The following is a 17,702-nucleotide window of genomic DNA, read 5'->3' on the forward strand; positions in this document are numbered from 1 at the left end:
TCACGCCATCGCGAACACCGCGGGCGGCGCGTGCAGGTATTCGGCCGCGCGCCGCTTGGCCTGGATATCCGCGTGGATGGCCTGCGCCTGTTGCACCGTCATGCCCAACGTAGCGGCCAGCTCTTCCGCCGGCCGCCCCTGTTCGCAAGACCACAGGGCCAGGTCCATCTGCGCGTACGGCAGGGCGAAATAGAACTCGTCCTGCCCCTGCGGCAGGCTGTAGGTGTCGGTGGTGGGCTTGGTCGAACATATCTCGTCAGGCAGGCCAAGATGCCGCGCCATCGCATAGACCTGTGTCTTGTACAGGTGCGCGATCGGCTTGATGTCGGCTGATCCGTCCCCGTTCTTCACGAAGAAGCCCTGGTCGTACTCCAGCCGGTTGGGCGTACCCACCACCGCGTAGTTCAGCCGGTCGGCGTGGTAGTAGTCCAGGGTCTTGCGCAGGCGCTGCTTGTGGTTGGTCGCCGCGACGATCCGAAGGTATGCCTCCAACGGCAGTCGCGCTTCCCTCGTCTCGCCGGACGGCGACTGCACCACCAGCTTGTAGAAATTGATGCCGCCGTCGATGCCGCCGTGCAGGACGATCTTGTTCTTCCAGCCATCGCCGTAGTCCGGGAACACCTGGCGTATCGCCGCATCGCGCTCGCGATAGCATCCGATGGCCTCCAGGGCCGGCGCGATGTCGTGCACTTCGTGGCGGATGCCCAGATGCTCCGCCAGACGGCGGCCCAGGCGGGTGGATTCGCCGCTGGAATCGCGTTCCGGCAGCAGCAGCCCCTGCACGCGGTCGGCACCGACCGCCTTCACTGCCAGGGCCGCGCACACCGAACTGTCGATGCCGCCGGACATCGCCACCACCAGCCCGCGACGCCGCAGCCGGCGCGTGGTATCGCGCATCCAGGTCGCGATGCGATCGGCCTCCGTGGCCAGATCGATCTCCAGTACCTCGGCACCCCACGCGCTCATGCGGCCTGCTTGCGCGACACGAAGCGCGCGACGGCATCCAGCGAATCCAGGTTGTCGGGCATCATCTCCTCGTCCTCGACCTTGATGCCGTAGGTTTCCTCCAGGAACTGGACCAGCTCCAGGAAGCCGGTGGAATCCAGCAGCTGGGCATCCATGAAGGACGCATCGTCGGCGTAGGCCTCCGCGGTTCCCATCAGGAAGTTGTCCTGGATGTACTGGCGCACGGTGGTCTTGACGGTGGATGGCGAAGCATCGGCAGAAGCGGAAGCAAGGGTCATGTCAGGCCTTGTCGGGTGGGCTTTCCGGTAGGAGTACGGGGTAACGCATCCACAAAGGCCACGTGCTTGGGCACCATGTGGTTTTCGAGGGTCGCCAGGCAGTGGCGGATGACATCGCGCTCGACCAGCCCGCTGCCGTCGGCCACGACCACCCAGGCCTTGACCGCATCGCCCAGCAGCGGGTCAGGCACGGGCCCCACTAGGCATTCGATGACGCCGGGCATGCGCTGGATGGCCTGCTCCACTTCGTGCGGGCTGACCTTTTCACCCCGCGTCTTGATGATGTCGTCCTTGCGCGCGATGAAATACAGCCAGCCGTCGGTATCGCTGCGGAACAGGTCGCCGGTACGCATGGCGATCCTGCCCGTTTCCGGATCGTGGAAGAGTTTCTCGGCCGTGCGCTGCGGGTCCTGCCAGTAGCCGGCCATCACATGATCGCCCTGCACCACCAGCTCGCCCTCGGCGCCCCACGGCAGTCGATGGCCCTGCTCATCGATCAACCAGCACCGCTGGCCTGCCAGGCCACGCCCCACGCTGCCGGGCCGCGCGGCGACCTGTTCCGGCGGCAGATAGCTGATACGGGTGCATTCGGTCTGTCCGTACATCACGCACAAACGGGCGAAGGGCATGCGTTCGCGCAGCTGCCGTTGCATCGCGACGGGAAGCGGCGCCGAAGCACTGGTCATCAGCCGCAGCGACGACAGGTCCCAGCGGGAAAGATCCTGCATGCCCAGCAGCATGGCGTACATGGTGGGTACCGCCGGAAACACCGTCGCCCGTTCGCGCGACATGACGTCGAGCGCCTGCGCCGGGAACGCGAAGGATTTCTCCAGCACCAGCGTCGCGCCGGTCGACAGTGCGAGCAGCAGCTGGCTCAGGCCGTAGTTGAAACTCAGCGGCAGCGCGCTGAACAGGACGTCGTCCTCGCGGATGGGCAGGTAGCCCGCGATGCACGCGGTGATGCTGGCCAGGTTGCGATGGCTCAGCATCACGCCTTTCGGCAACCCGGTGGTGCCTGAGGTATGACTGATGAGGGCCAGGGCATCCTCATCCACCACCGCATCGCGCCATGGCGAAGGAGATGCCGCAGCGGCGGTATCAGGCCAGGCATGTTCACCGCTCGTTGCGGGCGTCCATCCGGCACCGTGTACCCAGACATGCGGCTGCGCACCACCCTCCTGCTGCGCGGCACGCCATACGCGAGCCAATGAGGACTGCGTCAGCAGGACGCGGGCCTCCGTGCGTTGCATCAGGGCAGCGAGTTTCTCCGCCTTGGTCTGCGGGTTGAACGGCATGCAGACCGCGCCCGCCCGCAGCACGGCCCACAGGGCCACGACCATCTCGACACCGTTGTCCAGCAACAGAGCCACACGATCGCCTGCGCCGAGGCCCTGCCGGTGCAGATGCTGCGCGATGTCCCGGCTCCGTTCGTCCAGCTCACGGAAACTCAGGCGCTGCCCGTCGCAGACCAGCGCCACCTTGTCGGGCGTGCGCCGCACGCTGCGGGCGAACAGGGCATGCAGCAGCATCATGCCTGCCCCTGCGGCCGGATCAGGGATTCATGCAGGGCGAGCGTCGACAGGATGCCGACGAACGCCATGTTGTCCGGGAAGCCGATCGCGCGCCCGCTCCGGCACTTCTCCACCAGATGGGCGACGGCCGTGGTGTCGAACAATCCGCTGGCGGCTACGCGATCGGGTTGCAGCGCGTCCTTCACCCACGGCAGGGCGTCCCCGTTGGCGAAGAAACAGCCGCTGTCGGGCGCGCGATAGGGCTGCTTGGGCCGGCGCAGCACCGCATCGGGCAGTTCGCGGCGCATGGCGCGCTTCAGGATGTGCTTCTCGTCCAGGCCGCGCAGCTTGTATCGCGCAGGCAGCCGGTTGGCGAGTTCGATCACCCGATGGTCGAGGAAGGGATAACGTCCCTCGACCGATTGCGCCATGCTCATGCGGTCGCCCTGCGAAGACAGCAGGTAACCGGACAGCAGCGTGCTCGACTCCACGTACTGGTCGCGTGCCAGTGCGGGCCACGCCGCGATGCCGTCGGGCAGTTCTGCCGCCAGTGTCCGTACGGGATCCCAGGCCTGCAACTGCTCACGCAGGTCGGGGTGCAGGAAACGCAGGACGCGCTGCGTACTGCGGACACGCGGCAGATGCGCGAACCAAGGCTGGGAGCGCTGCTCAGCGCCCTCCTGGAAGAACTGCTCGGCGAAGCCGCGCGACCGCACCGGCGAATGGGCCAGGTATGGATACAGGCGGTCCAGCAACCGTCCCCGCCAGCGGCTGTCCGGCTGCACGGCCATGAAGCGGCGCAGCTTGGCTTCCTTGAACAGGTCATAGCCGGCGAATACTTCATCGGCGCCCTCGCCCGTCAGCACGACCTTGTAGCCTGCCTGGCGCACATGCCCAGCCAGCAGCATCATCGGCACCGGCGCCGTGCGCACCAGCGGGGACTCGGCATGCAGTACGGCACGGCGGAATGCGTCCGCGATGTCGGCGTGCGACACGACGATCTCGCTGTGTTCCGTACCCAGCGAATCCGCCAACAGCCGCTGGAAGGGACGCTCATCGAATTCGGCGTCGGCGAACCCCAGCGAGAAAGTGCGCAACGGGGTCCGGGTATGCCGGCGGATCAGCGTGGCGATCACCGAGGAATCCAGCCCGCCGCTCAGGTAGGCGCCCACCGGCACGTCGGCACGAAGCTGCAGGCGGACGGCATCGACCAGCAGCGCGTGCAGTTCCTCGGCGACGTCGTCCTCGCTTCGGCCGGACACATCCTCCGGCAGATGACGCCATTGCCAGTAGCGGCGAACCTGCGGCGTCAGCGCTGGGTCGCGCAGATCGATGGCCATGAGATGGCCGGGCGCCAGCTGTTCGACGCCGGAGAACACGGTGCGCGTGCCCAGCGTGCTCCAGAATGAAAACAACTCGCCGAGTGCACGCGTATCCAGGCCCCGGGGCTGGGCATGGCGGGCGTACAGGGATTTCACTTCGGATGCGAAGGAAAAGACGCCACCTTCACGACTGAAGTACAGCGGGCGTATGCCCACGCGGTCCCGCGCCAGGACGACGCGTTGCTGCCGCAGGTCATGCAGGGCGATCGCGAACTGCCCGTTGAGATGCTCGACGAACGCATCGCCGTAGCGGTCGTACAGGTGCACGATGACCTCGGTATCCGAGTCCGTGTAGAAACGATGCCCCTGGCGCTTCAGCGATTCACGCAGTTCCACATGGTTGAAGATCTCGCCATTGAAGATCACCCAGACGGTGCGGTCGGGATTGTGGATCGGCTGCCAGCCGCCCTTCGGATCGATGATCGAGAGGCGGGCGTGCGCTAGGCCCACCTGTCCGTCCACGCGGATGCGGCTGCCATCGGGCCCGCGGTGCCGCAGCGCCGCGATCATGTCCGCCAGCATCTCCTCGGGGGGCGACGGGGCACCGGCAGGCACCAGCACCCCGGCTATCCCGCACATGGCAAGGATCCCCTCACGCAACGACGTTCAGAAACAGCCATCGCCGTCGAAACTCAGGTCGGTGATCTGCCACGGGTGCGCTGCCGATAACCCGGAGTCGGAGGGCGACGCATGCAGGCCGACGGCGAAATGCGGCGTCGTTCGACCGGGCAGGAATCCGCATCGCGTCAGTACCGGCTCCGCGCCGGGCGCCAGGCAGGTGGTGAACATCTTGCTGCAACCGTCCTTGCGTGCCTGGGCCGCCGCGTGCGCCAGCAGCGCGGCCAGCGCCGTCGAGTCGTCGGCGTGGGCGACTTTCCAATCCTGCACATGCAGGCCGTACTCGGCCTCGTGGCCCATGGAAACCCGACGTGCCGCCAGGTAGCCCACGCAATGCTCACCGCGCCACGCCACGACGATCCGGTAACGCGCACGCGGATTGTCGCGCAGGCGCCATTGCAGGTGAGCGGCTTCGGGTGCGATGCAGGCGGTCTGCGGGGAGAGCGACGCGTACAGCGGTTGCAGCCAGGCATCGCTCACCCGCTCCACTTCCTCCACGCGCAGGTCACCCGCCGCCCGCGGCGCCAACCAGCGGGTGCGCAGGCGCCAGCCTGTGTCCATCGCCTTGCCCGCCATGGCGGCCAACGGCGACGGCATGCCACGGCGACGCAGCGCAGCGGCGGCATCCAATGGAAGGATGTAGAGGTGACGCGAGGGCAACGGTGCGAACAGCCGCCTCACCATGCCGATCGATTTCGGATTGCCGCCGACCGCCAGCGTGGCGTCGGCATGGCGGAACATCGCCTGGTTGAGCCACACCCCGCCGCCGGCACCTTCCAGGCCAGGGTCAATCTGCACGTCCATCAGCAACTGGCCACGATGGATCCGGCCTGCGTGGCGGATGGGCTGCTGCTCCATCCCGATGGCGGCGAACACCGGACCATCTTCGTGCCGCAGTATCCAGGCCTGGCCATATCCATGCTCAGGACGTCCCACGCCGTAGCGCCAGGCGATGTAGGCGGCATCGTCCCAATGCGTTCGGTTGCGGAATGCCAGCAAGGCCGCCCGGTCATCCGCCGCGGCCGGCCTGAACCGTTGCAGCAGTTCCTCCGGCGACCAGCCGAGGGCGCGCGCGAACACGCGCGTGGTCGCCTCGAAGCGTGGCAAAGGCGGCGGCGCCTGCGGGCCGTCACTCATCCAGCACCCCGTGCAGGCGCAGGTAGTCCAGCACGTCGCCCACCTGTCGCATGGCCTTGGAGGCTTCGGCGGTCAGCTGCAGGCCGAAGCGCTCGTCCAGTTCCGCCATCAGCATCAGCGCACCCATCGAATCCCAGCCCACCACGTCATCGCGCAGCATGTCGGGCGTCAGCAGCGTGGTCTCGGCGAACGCATCGGTCAGCATCCGCAGGGCTTCGGCGGAGGTGATTCGCGACTGGATCATGCGGGCACTCCCGAAGCGCCATACTCGCCGTGAAGCAAGGGTGTGCCGGGCGTCAGCGTCAGCACGGCCGACGCCCATGACAGCCCCACCCCGTACCCGATGAGCATCACGGTGCGGGGGTGTTCCGTTGCCGGTGCGGTACGCGTCAGGGTGACCGCGACCGACGGACCGCCACAGTTGGCGGTGTCCTCGATGGTCATCGGCACCTTGTCGTCGGGCAATCCGCACTTCTTGGCCAGGTGCTTCATGATGAAGCGGTTGGACTGGTGGAAGACGTACTGGTCGATGTCGTCCACGGATTTCTCCGCCAGCACCAACGCATCACGCACCAGCGTCGGCACGCGCTTGATGGTGAAGTTGAAGATCGCGGCGCCATCCATCTCAAGACGCAGATGGCGTGGATCGAGCGGCTCCCGGTCGCGGAACGCACCGCCACGCATGATCAGGCCTTCATGGCCGGTGCCATCGGTGTGCAGGCAGAAGCTGGCTTCCTCGTCGCCCCCCAGCTCCAGCGCGGTGGCGGAACCGGCATCACCGAACAGCAGGGTCGTGGCATGGTCGTCCGGGTCGGTGAAGCGGCTGGGGGTCTCGCCATGCAGCATCATGATGCGTCCATGGCCACCCCCCTTCAGCAGGGTGGCCGCCAGGTACAGGCCGTAGGGGTACCCCGAGCAGCCCAGACCCACGTCGAATGCAGCGCATGTATCGGGAAGACCCAGCCACTGGTGCATCACGCAGGCGGTGGAAGGCAGGAAGTAGTCCGGCGACTGGGTGACGAACACCAGCGCCGAGATGCTGTCGGGCGACCAGCCCAGCCGCTCCATGAGGCGCACCGCCGCGTCGCGGCACAGGTCGGCGGCGGTGATACCGGGCTCCACGACGTGCCGGTATCGCACGCCTGCCATCGATACGACCTTGCGTACCTCGTCGGCGCCGAAGTGGTCCGCCTCGGCAAGGTTGTCCACCCGCCTTGCAGGCACGCAGGTGCTGACCCCTGCCACGCGGAATCCCTGGATACGCGCTTGCGCCACGTCGTGGTGTCCCCTGTCTGGTTGCATGGCCCAGGTGGCGACCGACATCGCCCCGCCCTGTGCTTTGCACTTCAAACGACAGATCCCGCCGAAAGCGGCCGCTACGGCCCCAAAATGGAAAGCCCGGCCGAGGCCGGGCTTTCCTGCGGGGACCGTGGTGCGTGGATCAGGCCGCGACGGTGTCGGCCACGTCCTTGTAGTCCTGGATCTGGTCGAAGTTCATATAGCGGTAGATGGTGTCGCCATTGGCGTTGATCACGCCGATGTCCGCCATGTACTCCTCGCGCGTCGGGATGCGCCCCAGCCGCGAACAGATCGCCGCCAGTTCCGCCGACCCCAGGTAAACATTGGTGTTGCGACCCAGGCGGTTGGGGAAGTTGCGGGTGGACGTGGAGAACACGGTGGCACCTTCGCGCGCCTGCGCCTGGTTGCCCATGCACAGCGAGCAACCCGGCATTTCCATGCGCGCACCGGCGGTGCCGAACGTGCCGTAGTGGCCTTCCTTGGTCAGCTCGCTGGCATCCATCTTGGTCGGCGGCGCCACCCACAGGCGGGTCGGGATGTCGCGCTTGCCTTCCAGCAGCTTGGCAGCCGCGCGGAAGTGGCCGATGTTGGTCATGCACGAACCGATGAACACTTCATCGATCTTGGCACCGGCCACGTCGGACAGCGTCCTCACGTCGTCCGGGTCGTTCGGGCAGGCCACGATCGGCTCGACGATCTCATCCAGGTTGATGTCGATGACGGCGGCGTACTCGGCATCGGCATCGCCTTCCAGCAGCTGCGGGTTGGCCAGCCATGCTTCCATGGCCTTGATGCGGCGTGCCAGCGAACGGGCATCGGCATAGCCTTCGGCGATCATCCACTTCAGCAGCGTGATGTTGCTGTTGAGGTATTCGATGATCGGTTCCTTGTCGAGCTTGACCGTGCAGCCCGCGGCAGAGCGCTCCGCCGAGGCGTCGGACAGTTCGAACGCCTGCTCGACCTTCAGCTGCGGCAGGCCTTCGATCTCCAGGATGCGACCGGAGAAGATGTTCTTCTTGCCCTGCTTGGCCACGGTCAGCAGGCCGGACTTGATGGCGGCCAGCGGGATCGCATTGACCAGGTCACGCAGGGTGACGCCCGGCTGCATGGTGCCGCTGAAACGCACCAGCACCGATTCCGGCATGTCCAGCGGCATCACCCCGGTAGCCGCGGCGAAAGCGACCAGGCCCGAACCGGCCGGGAACGAGATGCCCACCGGGAAGCGCGTGTGCGAGTCGCCGCCGGTACCGACGGTGTCCGGCAGCAGCATGCGGTTGAGCCAGCTGTGGATGACGCCGTCGCCCGGGCGCAGCGAGATGCCGCCGCGGTTGGAGATGAACTCCGGCAGCGTGTGGTGCGTCTTCACGTCGACCGGCTTGGGATAGGCGGCGGTATGGCAGAACGACTGCATCACCAGGTCCGCGCTGAAGCCCAGGCAGGCCAGGTCCTTCAGTTCATCGCGGGTCATCGGGCCGGTGGTGTCCTGCGAGCCCACGGAGGTCATCTTCGGCTCGCAGTACGTGCCGGGACGCATGCCCTTGCCTTCCGGCAAGCCACACGCGCGTCCCACCATCTTCTGCGCCAGCGAGAATCCCTTGCCGGTATCGGGTGGGTCCATCGGCAGGCGGAACAGCGTGGACGGCGGCAGGCCGAGGGCCTCGCGCGCCTTGGCGGTCAGGCCGCGGCCGACGATCAGCGGGATGCGGCCACCGGCGCGCACTTCGTCGAACAGCACGTCGGACTTCACCTGGAACTCGGCGATCACGGCGCCGTCCTTCAGCGCCTTGCCTTCGTACGGGCGCAGTTCCACCACGTCGCCCATCGCCATCTGCGACACGTCCAGTTCGATCGGCAGCGCGCCGGCGTCTTCCATCGTGTTGTAGAAGATCGGGGCGATCTTGCTGCCCAGACACACGCCGCCGAAGCGCTTGTTGGGAATGAACGGGATGTCCTCGCCGGTGAACCACAGCACCGAGTTGGTCGCCGACTTGCGGCTGGAACCGGTACCGACGACGTCGCCCACGTAGGCGACCAGGTGGCCCTTGGCCTTCAGCGATTCGATGAACCTGATCGGGCCGCGCTTGCCGTCTTCCTCGGGCTCGATGCCTTCGCGGCGGTTCTTCAGCATGGCCAGCGCGTGCAGCGGAATGTCGGGACGCGTGGTGGCATCGGGCGCCGGCGACAGGTCGTCGGTGTTGGTTTCCCCGGTCACCTTGAACACGGTGATCGTCAGGCTTTCCGGCACTTCCGGCTTGCTGGTGAACCACTCGGCATCCGCCCAGCTCTGCAGCACGGCCTTGGCGTTGGCATTGCCCTTCTCCGCCTTTTCCTGCACGTCATGGAAGGCATCGAACATCAGCAGCGTGTGCTTCAGCGCATCGGCGGCGATCGCGCCGACCTCGGCATCGTCCAGCAATTCGATCAGCGGATGGATGTTGTAGCCACCCAGCATGGTGCCCAGCAGCTCGGTGGCGCGCTGACGGCTGATCAGCGCGCTCTTCTCCGTGCCGAACGCCACCGCGGCCAGGTAGGACGCCTTGACCTTGGCGGCATCGTCCACGCCCGCGGGTACGCGATGGGTGATCAGGTCGACCAGGAACTCGGCCTCCCCGGCCGGCGGCGCCTTCAACAGCTCGATGACCTCGGCGGTCTGCTGCGCGGTCAGCGGCAGCGGGGGGATGCCCAGCGCTGCGCGCTCGGCTACGTGGTGGCGATAGGCTTCCAACATGGTGGCTCCGGTCATTCGGTGGATCGGTGGAAAGGGAAATCCGGTGAAGTGCTTATTCGGTCGCGGGCACGATCAGCTTCAATCCCTTGAAGTAATCGCGATGGAAAGCGGTGTTGAAGGTGATCAGGCCGTCGCCCTGCAACAGGGCATGCGCCCCGATCAGGAAGTCCGCGATCGGACGCGCCTCGCCGTTGCGCTGGCGGTGGCGGCGTTGCATCTCGCCGGCACGCAAGGCCGACTTGGCCTCGATGGCACTGAAGTGCACGCCCATCTCCTCGAGCGCGGCCAGCGCATCGGCGCCGTTGCGCAGCGACGAGCAGAGCTCGGCCAGCGCCGCGTCGCAGAGCACCACCCGGCCGCTGCCCAGGCTCTGGCGCAGGCAGGCTTCAACCGCGTCGGCATGCGGGCCGTCGGTCAGCAGTTCCACCAGCACCGGGGCGTCGACGGCGATCATCCGGCCGCCTGCTCCTGGCCGCCCTCGGCGGTGGCATCCAGAGCGAACTTGCCACGCACGCGGGAAATCGCGTCGTCGACGCTCTTGCGCAGCACGATGCGGCTGCCTTCAAGCTCGACCTTCAGCACGCTGCCCTTTGTTAGGCCCAGTGCATCCCGTACCGCCTTGGGCAGGGTGATCTGGCCACGCTCCGCTACGGTTGCTTCCATCGGGGAGGCCCCTCTTGAGTATGGGCAAATGATACATACTTTTGCTTGCATACTCCAGACAGCAAGCCTCGCGGGACCCGCGGCTGCCCGCCCCATCCGCTCGGAGAGCCTTGGAACATGTGACGTTCGCGCACCCGCAACGCCGTCCCGCCATGCGCCCTTGGTCGGGTCACGGACGTCATGCAATTGGCGGATAATCAACGCAAGCACTGACAAGACGCACAGGATCCGCGGCCTATGCTGGTTCCTGAGCCCTCCCCCATCAGCTACAGGAGCCCTCGCATGAGCGATTCCTTCGCCACCCGTCGCACCCTGGACGTCAGCGGCAAGACCTACACCTACTTCAGCCTGCCCGCCCTGGGTGAACAGCTGGACCCCACGGGGGGCTTCGCCCGCCTGCCCTACTCCATGAAGATCCTGCTGGAGAACCTGCTGCGCTGCGAGGACGGCGTCACGGTGCTGCCGGAGCACATTCACGCGGTCGCCAACTGGAACGCGACGCAGGAGCCGGAGACCGAGATCGCGTTCATGCCGGCCCGCGTGGTGCTGCAGGACTTCACCGGCGTCCCCTGTGTGGTCGACCTGGCCGCCATGCGTGATGCCGTGGTCAAGCTGGGCGGCAACGCCGACCAGATCAATCCGCTGATCCCGTCCGAGCTGGTCATCGACCACTCCGTGCAGGTGGACGTGTTCGGCACCCCCGAAGCGCTGGACCAGAACGGCAGGATCGAGTTCGAGCGCAACCAGGAGCGTTACAGCTTCCTGCGCTGGGGGCAGAAGGCGTTCGACAACTTCAAGGTGGTGCCGCCCAACACCGGCATCGTCCACCAGGTGAACCTGGAGAACCTTGCCCGCGTGGTGATGACCACCGAACAGGACGGCGAATCGCTGGCCTATCCCGACACGGTGTTCGGCACCGATTCGCATACCACCATGATCAACGGCATCGGCGTGCTGGGCTGGGGCGTCGGCGGCATCGAGGCCGAAGCGGCGATGCTCGGCCAGCCTTCTTCCATGCTCATCCCGCAGGTCGTCGGCTTCAAGCTGACCGGCAAGCTGCCGGAGGGCGCCACCGCGACCGATCTGGTACTGACCGTCACCCAGATGCTGCGCAAGCTGGGCGTGGTGGGCAAGTTCGTCGAGTTCTACGGCGACGGGCTGCAGCACCTGCCGCTGGCGGACCGCGCCACCATCGGCAACATGGCCCCGGAGTACGGCGCCACCTGCGGCATCTTCCCGGTGGATGCCGAGGCGCTCACCTACCTGCGGCTGTCTGGCCGCAGCGAGGAGCAGATCGCCCTGGTCGAAGCCTACGCCAAGGCCCAGGGACTGTGGCACGACGCCAACAGCCCACATGCCGAGTACAGCACCACGCTGCATCTGGACATGGGTGACGTGAAGCCGTCGCTCGCCGGCCCCAAGCGCCCGCAGGACCGCGTGCTGCTGCAGGACATGCAGCAGAACTTCCGCGACAACCTCACGCCCTTCGTCGACGCGCGCCGCAAGCGCATCGACGTGGTGCAGGAGGACCGCCTGAAGAACGAAGGCGGCGGCGGTACCGCCGTGGGTGCGCGCGAGTCGGCGCACGAATCCGCACCCGACAGCGGTGCGGCATGGGAGCTGAAGGATGGCTCGGTGGTGATCGCCGCCATCACCTCCTGCACCAACACGTCGAACCCTGCCGTCATGCTGGGCGCCGGCCTGCTTGCCCGCAACGCGGTGGCCAAGGGTTTGAAGGCGCAGCCTTGGGTCAAGACGTCCCTCGGCCCCGGCTCGCGCGTGGTCACCGACTACCTGGAAAAAGCCGGCGTGCTGTCGGACCTGGAGAAACTGGGTTTCTACGTGGTGGGCTACGGCTGCACCACCTGCATCGGCAACTCCGGTCCGCTGCCTGACGACGTGTCCGCCGCCATTTCGAAGGACGATCTGGTGGTGGCGTCGGTACTGTCCGGCAACCGCAACTTCGAGGGCCGCGTGCATCCCGAAGTGAAGATGAATTACCTCGCCAGCCCGCCGCTGGTCGTGGCGTACGCCATCGCCGGCACCACCGACATCGACCTGACCACCCAGCCGCTGGGCAACGGCAGCGATGGACAGCCGGTCTACCTGAAGGACATCTGGCCCAGCAACAAGGAAATCGGCGACTTCATCGCGCGCACCGTCGGGCCGGAAATGTTCGCGAAGAACTATGCCGACGTGTTCAAGGGCGACAGCCGGTGGAACACCATCGCGTCGCCGGATGGCGCGCTGTACGCATGGGACGGCGGCTCCACCTACATCAAGAATCCGCCCTACTTCGATGGCATGTCGATGGACGTGGGCAGCATCGACGACGTGCATGGCGCGCGCGTGCTCGGGCTGTTCGGCGACTCCATCACCACCGACCACATCTCGCCGGCGGGCAACATCAAGAAGGACTCGCCGGCGGGCCGCTTCCTGCAGCAGCGCGGCGTGCAGCCCGCGGATTTCAACAGCTACGGCAGCCGGCGCGGCAACGACGACGTGATGGTGCGCGGCACCTTCGCCAACATCCGCATCAAGAACCTGATGTTCGGCGGCGAGGAAGGCGGCAACACGCTGTATTTCGGCAGCACACCGCCGGAAAAGATGTCCATCTACGACGCAGCCGTGAAGTACAAGGCCGATGGCGTGCCGCTGGTGGTGATCGCCGGCAAGGAGTACGGGACGGGTTCGTCGCGCGACTGGGCCGCCAAGGGCACCAACCTGCTGGGCGTGAAAGCGGTGATCGCGGAAAGCTTCGAGCGCATCCACCGTTCCAACCTGGTGGGCATGGGCGTGCTGCCGCTGCAGTTCATCGACGGCCAGAGCGCACAGTCGCTCGGTCTGGACGGCTCGGAGGTCTTCGACGTGACCGGCCTGCAGGATGGTGCCGCGAAGGTCGCCACCGTCACGGCGCGCAAGCCGGAGGGCCGGGAAGTGAAGTTCCAGGCCAAGGTGCTGCTGCTGACACCAAAGGAAGTGGAGTACTTCCGTCACGGCGGGCTGCTCCACTACGTGCTTCGCCAGCTGGCGGCACGCAAGGCCGGCTGACGCCCGGACGCTCGGACGCCCGCACCCGCCTCACCCGCCGCAGTGCAAGCGGCGGGTGAGGTTTGTAAACGCGGACTCCTGGTTGAAGAACGACTTGCCGGTTTCCGCGGTGCGCGGCGTTTTCCGAGAAAGACTAGCGCGTCGCGCAGTAATCGGTCGTTTCGTCCTCCCGGGAGGTACGCCATGAAACCCATATCGTCGTGTCACCGCATCCCCGTCCTCGCGAGCCTGCTGCTGGCAGCGGCATTGCCGTTGCACGCCGCGGGACCGGATCCCGCCGCCGCGAAGAAGCTGGCGGAGCAGCATGTCGCCGCACGCGACCGCGCCAGCGGCGATCCGCAGGCCTCCCACGAGGCTACCCAGGTGGAAGTGGCGGACCTCGAGGGCGACGGGCAGGACGAAATCATCGTGCTGTGGACGATGCTGGGCCCCACGTACTGGTCACACGGCGTCACCGTGCTCGCCGGCAAGGGTGATCGCTACCTGCCTGCCGGAGAAACGCAGGATCCGCTGGGCAGCGTGGAAGGCATGCAGGTGATGAAGGGCGTCATCCAGCTGACGACGAAATGGCCGGGGCCGAACGATCCGCGCTGTTGTCCCACCCTGCAGAAGACTCTTCGCTACCGCTGGGCATCGGACCGATTGATGCCCGTGAAGTGATGCGGACAGCCGGCGATGTCAGTGCGGCGCATCCCAATGGGCGTAATGGACCCGCCACTCGCCATCCTCCATGCGCCAGCCCGTCGTGACCTGATAGGTCTGCGCCTGTTGAGGCAACAGCCGGCCACTGCCTCCGGTCAACAACACCGGGAACTTCACCGTCGCATCCTCCCCCTGCACGTGCACATCCAGCGGTCCCGTGGTGACCCCCACGCTGGCCTGGCCGAGCGTACTGACACGCAGAAGATTGTGCAGCGCACCACGATCCATGCCGCCACTGCCCGTGAATTCATCGCTGACGCCGGCCATGAAATCGCCCACGCGCTTCTGTTCGACCGCAGACTGCATGGCCGAAAACTGCTGGCGCAGGCGCTCTTCCGGCGGGGCCGAGCCGCACGCCACCATGCCCAGCGCCAGGCAAAGCCACGCCGTCCGCCTGTGCCACCGGTGCTGCCAAGTAACAACCACGTCCCCTGCCATCAATGTCTTCGCCTTTTCCATCCGGAACGGTATGCTCCCCTGAGCGCCCAGGAAAAGCGCGCACCCGTCGAACACTGCAATGCAACCCTTAAGACCCTGGGGAGGGAGTAGAAGATGAGTCAGGATCGTCCGTGGTTCAAGAGTTACCCGCAAGGCGTGCCCCATGACGTCGACCTGGAGCAGTTCCGCTCCATCGTTTCCGTTCTGGAAGATTCCATCGGCAAGTATCGCGACCGCCCTGCGTTCCGGAACTTCGGCAAGACCCTGACCTACGGCGAGATCGACACGTTGAGCCGCCAGTTCGCGGCCTACCTGCTGGGCGAGTTGAAGCTGAAGAAGGGCGACCGCGTCGCCATCATGATGCCCAACTGCCTGCAGTATCCGATTGCCATCTTCGGCGTGCTGCGCGCAGGGCTGACGGTGGTCAACGTCAATCCGATGTACACCCCGCGCGAACTCAAGCACCAGCTGGTGGACTCCGGCGCCACCGTGCTGCTGGTGGTGGACAACTTCGGCAAGACGGTGCAGGAAGCGCTGCCGGGCACGCCCGTCAGGCAGGTCGTCACCACCGCGCTGGGCGACATGGTGGGATTCCCCAAGGGCGCGATCATCAACTTCGTGCTGAAGTACGTGAAGAAGATGGTGCCGGACTACGACATCCCCGGCACCGTGCGCTTCAAGGACACGCTGACGCTCGGGCAGCTGCACACGCTGCCGGACATCGAGATCGACCCGGGCGACATCGCCTTCCTGCAGTACACGGGTGGCACGACGGGCGTGGCAAAGGGCGCCATGCTGACCCACCGCAACATGGTGGCCAACATGCAGCAGGCTGCCGCCTGGATCGGCCGCAACGTGCAGCCCGACGGCGAGCTCATCGTCACCGCGCTGCCGCTGTACCATATCTTCGCGTTGACGGCGAACTGCCTGGTCTTCATGAAGTTCGGCGCGCTGAACCACCTGATCACCAATCCGCGCGACATGCCCGGATTCGTCAAGGAGCTCAGCAACATCCAGTTCACCGCCATCACCGGCGTCAACACGCTGTTCAACGGGCTGCTGAACACACCTGGCTTTGACCAGGTCGACTTCTCCCGTCTGCATCTCACCCTGGGTGGCGGCATGGCGGTGCAACGCGCCGTGGCCGAGAAGTGGAAGAAGGTCACCGGCGTCACCCTGGTGGAAGCGTATGGCCTGACCGAGACCTCGCCGGCCGCCTGCATCAACCCGATGGACCTGCAGGACTACAACGGTGCCATTGGCCTGCCCGTCCCCTCGACCGACGCGTGCCTGAAGGACGACGACGGCAACGTGGTGGCAACAGGTGAAGTGGGCGAGCTGTGCATCAAGGGCCCGCAGGTGATGAAGGGCTACTGGCAGCGGCCGGAAGAAACCGCCAACGTCATCGACGCCGACGGTTGGCTGCATACCGGCGACATGGCCAAGATGGACGACAACGGCTTCTTCTACATCGTCGATCGCAAGAAGGACATGATCCTGGTCTCCGGCTTCAACGTGTATCCGAATGAAGTGGAAGACGTGATCGCCGGCATCGAGGGCGTGCTGGAAGTGGCGGCCATCGGCGTACCGGACGAGAAGTCGGGTGAAGCGGTCAAGGTGTTCATCGTGAAGAAGGACCCCAACCTGACCGCCGACCAGATCAAGGCGTTCTGCCGCGACAACCTGACCGGCTACAAGCAGCCCCGGTATATCGAGTTCCGTACCGAGCTGCCCAAGACCAACGTGGGCAAGATATTGCGGAAGGAACTGCGGGATCCCCCTCCCGCTTCCCCCTGACCCCAAGGCCGGCGCAATGCCGGCCTTTCTTTTTTGGGTCAATGGCTTACCGGCATTTTAGTGATAGGCATCACGTTTTTATGACGGCAACCACGTGAATGCTTGTCCAGTGCCGTAACGCCTGCCACCGGACCGGTTTAATCCCGGGTTCAGGCGTAGGATCGCGCGCAGCGGACCATCGTTCAGCTAACCGCCAGAGCCTTTCCCCCACCGCTTTACCCGCAACAATCATCGCCGCCGAGGAGCAAAACCCATGAACAACGTCGAAAAACTGCAGCGCACCCGTACCTTCTCCACCATCCGCGTGGAATCCGCGCCCGACGGCAACAGCCACTGGATGTACATGCACAACGATGCCGCCAGCGGCTCGCGTCCATGCTTCCGCAGCGACCTCCTCGACGAGATGTGGAGCTTCACCTCTTCCATCACCCTGCGCGAAAGCGAGCGTCAGGTCGGCCGCCTCCGCCACTTCGTGCTGGCTTCGTCGGCCAACGCCTTCAACCTGGGCGGCGATCTTGACCTGTTCTCCAAGCTGATCCGCAGCAACGACCGCGAGCACCTGCTGGCGTATGCCCGTCGCTGCATCGATGGCGTGTACACGCTGCATACCGGCCTGGGCGGGGACGTCCGCACCATCGCGCTGCTGCAGGGCGATGCACTGGGGGGTGGCCTGGAGATGGCGCTGGCCTGCCACACCATCGTGGCCGAGGAAGGCGTCGAGATGGGGCTGCCGGAAGTGCTGTTCGGCCTGTTCCCGGGCATGGGCGCCTACTCGTTCCTGTGCAAGCGCGTGGCCCCGCAGTTGGCCGAACGCATCATCCTGGAAGGCAACATGTACACCAGCGAGCAGTTCCACCAGATGGGCATCGTGGATGTGCTGGTGCCCAAGGGCCAGGGCGAGGCCGCCGTGCAGGACCTGATCCGCCAGCAGCAGCGCGCACCGCATTCGCACCTGGCGATGAACGCCGTGCGCGGCATCTCGCAGCGCGTCAGCTACGACGAACTGATGAACATCACCGAAGTCTGGGTGGATACCGCACTGGCACTGGGCGACAAGTCGCTGCGCATGATGGAACGCATCGTGCGTGCGCAGGAACGTCGCGCCAGCACCCATGCAGCCTGATCTGATCGC

Annotated in this window: 15 protein-coding genes; 4 read left to right on the forward strand and 11 right to left on the reverse strand. The window is 65.9% G+C overall.

Annotated features, from left to right (window positions below):
* From nadE to OVA13_RS04810, 10 genes are all read right to left on the reverse strand, one after another.
* The gene (gene nadE / locus OVA13_RS04765; protein ID WP_267792656.1) at positions 1–966 is read right to left on the reverse strand and encodes an NAD(+) synthase; all 966 of its coding nucleotides are present in this window, start codon (positions 964–966) and stop codon (positions 1–3) included.
* Entirely contained in the window at positions 963–1,244 is a 282-nt protein-coding gene (locus OVA13_RS04770; protein WP_267792657.1) for an acyl carrier protein, read from the reverse strand. Before OVA13_RS04770 ends, nadE begins: the two co-directional genes overlap by 4 nt.
* Positions 1,241–2,776 (reverse strand): class I adenylate-forming enzyme family protein, encoded by a 1,536-nt coding sequence (locus tag OVA13_RS04775; RefSeq protein WP_267792658.1) that lies wholly within the window; start codon positions 2,774–2,776, stop codon positions 1,241–1,243. Before OVA13_RS04775 ends, OVA13_RS04770 begins: the two co-directional genes overlap by 4 nt.
* Positions 2,773–4,716, reverse strand: a complete 1,944-nt coding sequence (asnB, locus tag OVA13_RS04780; RefSeq protein WP_267792659.1) for an asparagine synthase (glutamine-hydrolyzing) — start codon at positions 4,714–4,716, stop codon at positions 2,773–2,775. The genes OVA13_RS04775 and asnB overlap by 4 nt, the downstream gene beginning before the upstream one ends.
* Positions 4,717–4,743: 27 nt before the next feature.
* Positions 4,744–5,892, reverse strand: a complete 1,149-nt coding sequence (locus tag OVA13_RS04785) for a hypothetical protein (RefSeq protein WP_267792660.1) — start codon at positions 5,890–5,892, stop codon at positions 4,744–4,746.
* Entirely contained in the window at positions 5,885–6,136 is a 252-nt protein-coding gene (locus tag OVA13_RS04790; protein WP_267792661.1) for an acyl carrier protein, read from the reverse strand. Before OVA13_RS04790 ends, OVA13_RS04785 begins: the two co-directional genes overlap by 8 nt.
* Positions 6,133–7,167, reverse strand: a complete 1,035-nt coding sequence (locus tag OVA13_RS04795) for a ketoacyl-ACP synthase III (protein WP_267792662.1) — start codon at positions 7,165–7,167, stop codon at positions 6,133–6,135. Before OVA13_RS04795 ends, OVA13_RS04790 begins: the two co-directional genes overlap by 4 nt.
* 166 nt (positions 7,168–7,333) lie before the next feature.
* Positions 7,334–9,919 (reverse strand): bifunctional aconitate hydratase 2/2-methylisocitrate dehydratase, encoded by a 2,586-nt coding sequence (gene acnB / locus OVA13_RS04800; RefSeq protein WP_267793630.1) that lies wholly within the window; start codon positions 9,917–9,919, stop codon positions 7,334–7,336.
* A gap of 52 nt (positions 9,920–9,971) precedes the next feature.
* Positions 9,972–10,373 carry a type II toxin-antitoxin system VapC family toxin gene (locus OVA13_RS04805; RefSeq protein ID WP_267792663.1) on the reverse strand — a complete coding sequence of 134 codons (402 nt, stop codon included), beginning with the start codon at positions 10,371–10,373 and terminating at the stop codon, positions 9,972–9,974.
* The gene (locus OVA13_RS04810; RefSeq protein WP_267792664.1) at positions 10,370–10,582 is read right to left on the reverse strand and encodes an AbrB/MazE/SpoVT family DNA-binding domain-containing protein; all 213 of its coding nucleotides are present in this window, start codon (positions 10,580–10,582) and stop codon (positions 10,370–10,372) included. The genes OVA13_RS04805 and OVA13_RS04810 overlap by 4 nt, the downstream gene beginning before the upstream one ends.
* Positions 10,583–10,864: 282 nt before the next feature.
* Here OVA13_RS04810 and acnA point away from each other — a divergent pair, with 282 nt between their 5' ends.
* Together acnA and OVA13_RS04820 are read left to right on the forward strand one after the other, a co-directional pair.
* On the forward strand, positions 10,865–13,633 hold the full coding sequence (gene acnA, locus OVA13_RS04815) for an aconitate hydratase AcnA (protein ID WP_267792665.1): 2,769 nt from the start codon (positions 10,865–10,867) through the stop codon (positions 13,631–13,633).
* Positions 13,634–13,816: 183 nt separating this feature from the next.
* Complete coding sequence (locus OVA13_RS04820; protein ID WP_267792666.1) at positions 13,817–14,293, forward strand: hypothetical protein; 477 nt, start codon at positions 13,817–13,819, stop codon at positions 14,291–14,293.
* Between the two features lie 18 nt (positions 14,294–14,311).
* Here OVA13_RS04820 and OVA13_RS04825 read toward each other — a convergent pair whose 3' ends face one another.
* Positions 14,312–14,848 (reverse strand): nuclear transport factor 2 family protein, encoded by a 537-nt coding sequence (locus OVA13_RS04825; protein ID WP_267792667.1) that lies wholly within the window; start codon positions 14,846–14,848, stop codon positions 14,312–14,314.
* Between the two features lie 39 nt (positions 14,849–14,887).
* On the opposite strand from OVA13_RS04825, the gene OVA13_RS04830 reads away from it, so the two are divergent.
* Positions 14,888–16,570 (forward strand): long-chain fatty acid--CoA ligase, encoded by a 1,683-nt coding sequence (locus OVA13_RS04830; RefSeq protein WP_267792668.1) that lies wholly within the window; start codon positions 14,888–14,890, stop codon positions 16,568–16,570.
* A 253-nt stretch (positions 16,571–16,823) separates the two neighbouring features.
* On the forward strand, positions 16,824–17,693 hold the full coding sequence (locus OVA13_RS04835) for a crotonase/enoyl-CoA hydratase family protein (protein ID WP_267792669.1): 870 nt from the start codon (positions 16,824–16,826) through the stop codon (positions 17,691–17,693).
* Positions 17,694–17,702: the final 9 nt, after the last annotated feature.

This window comes from Pseudoxanthomonas sp. SL93, assembly GCF_026625825.1.
Classification (GTDB): domain Bacteria; phylum Pseudomonadota; class Gammaproteobacteria; order Xanthomonadales; family Xanthomonadaceae; genus Pseudoxanthomonas_A.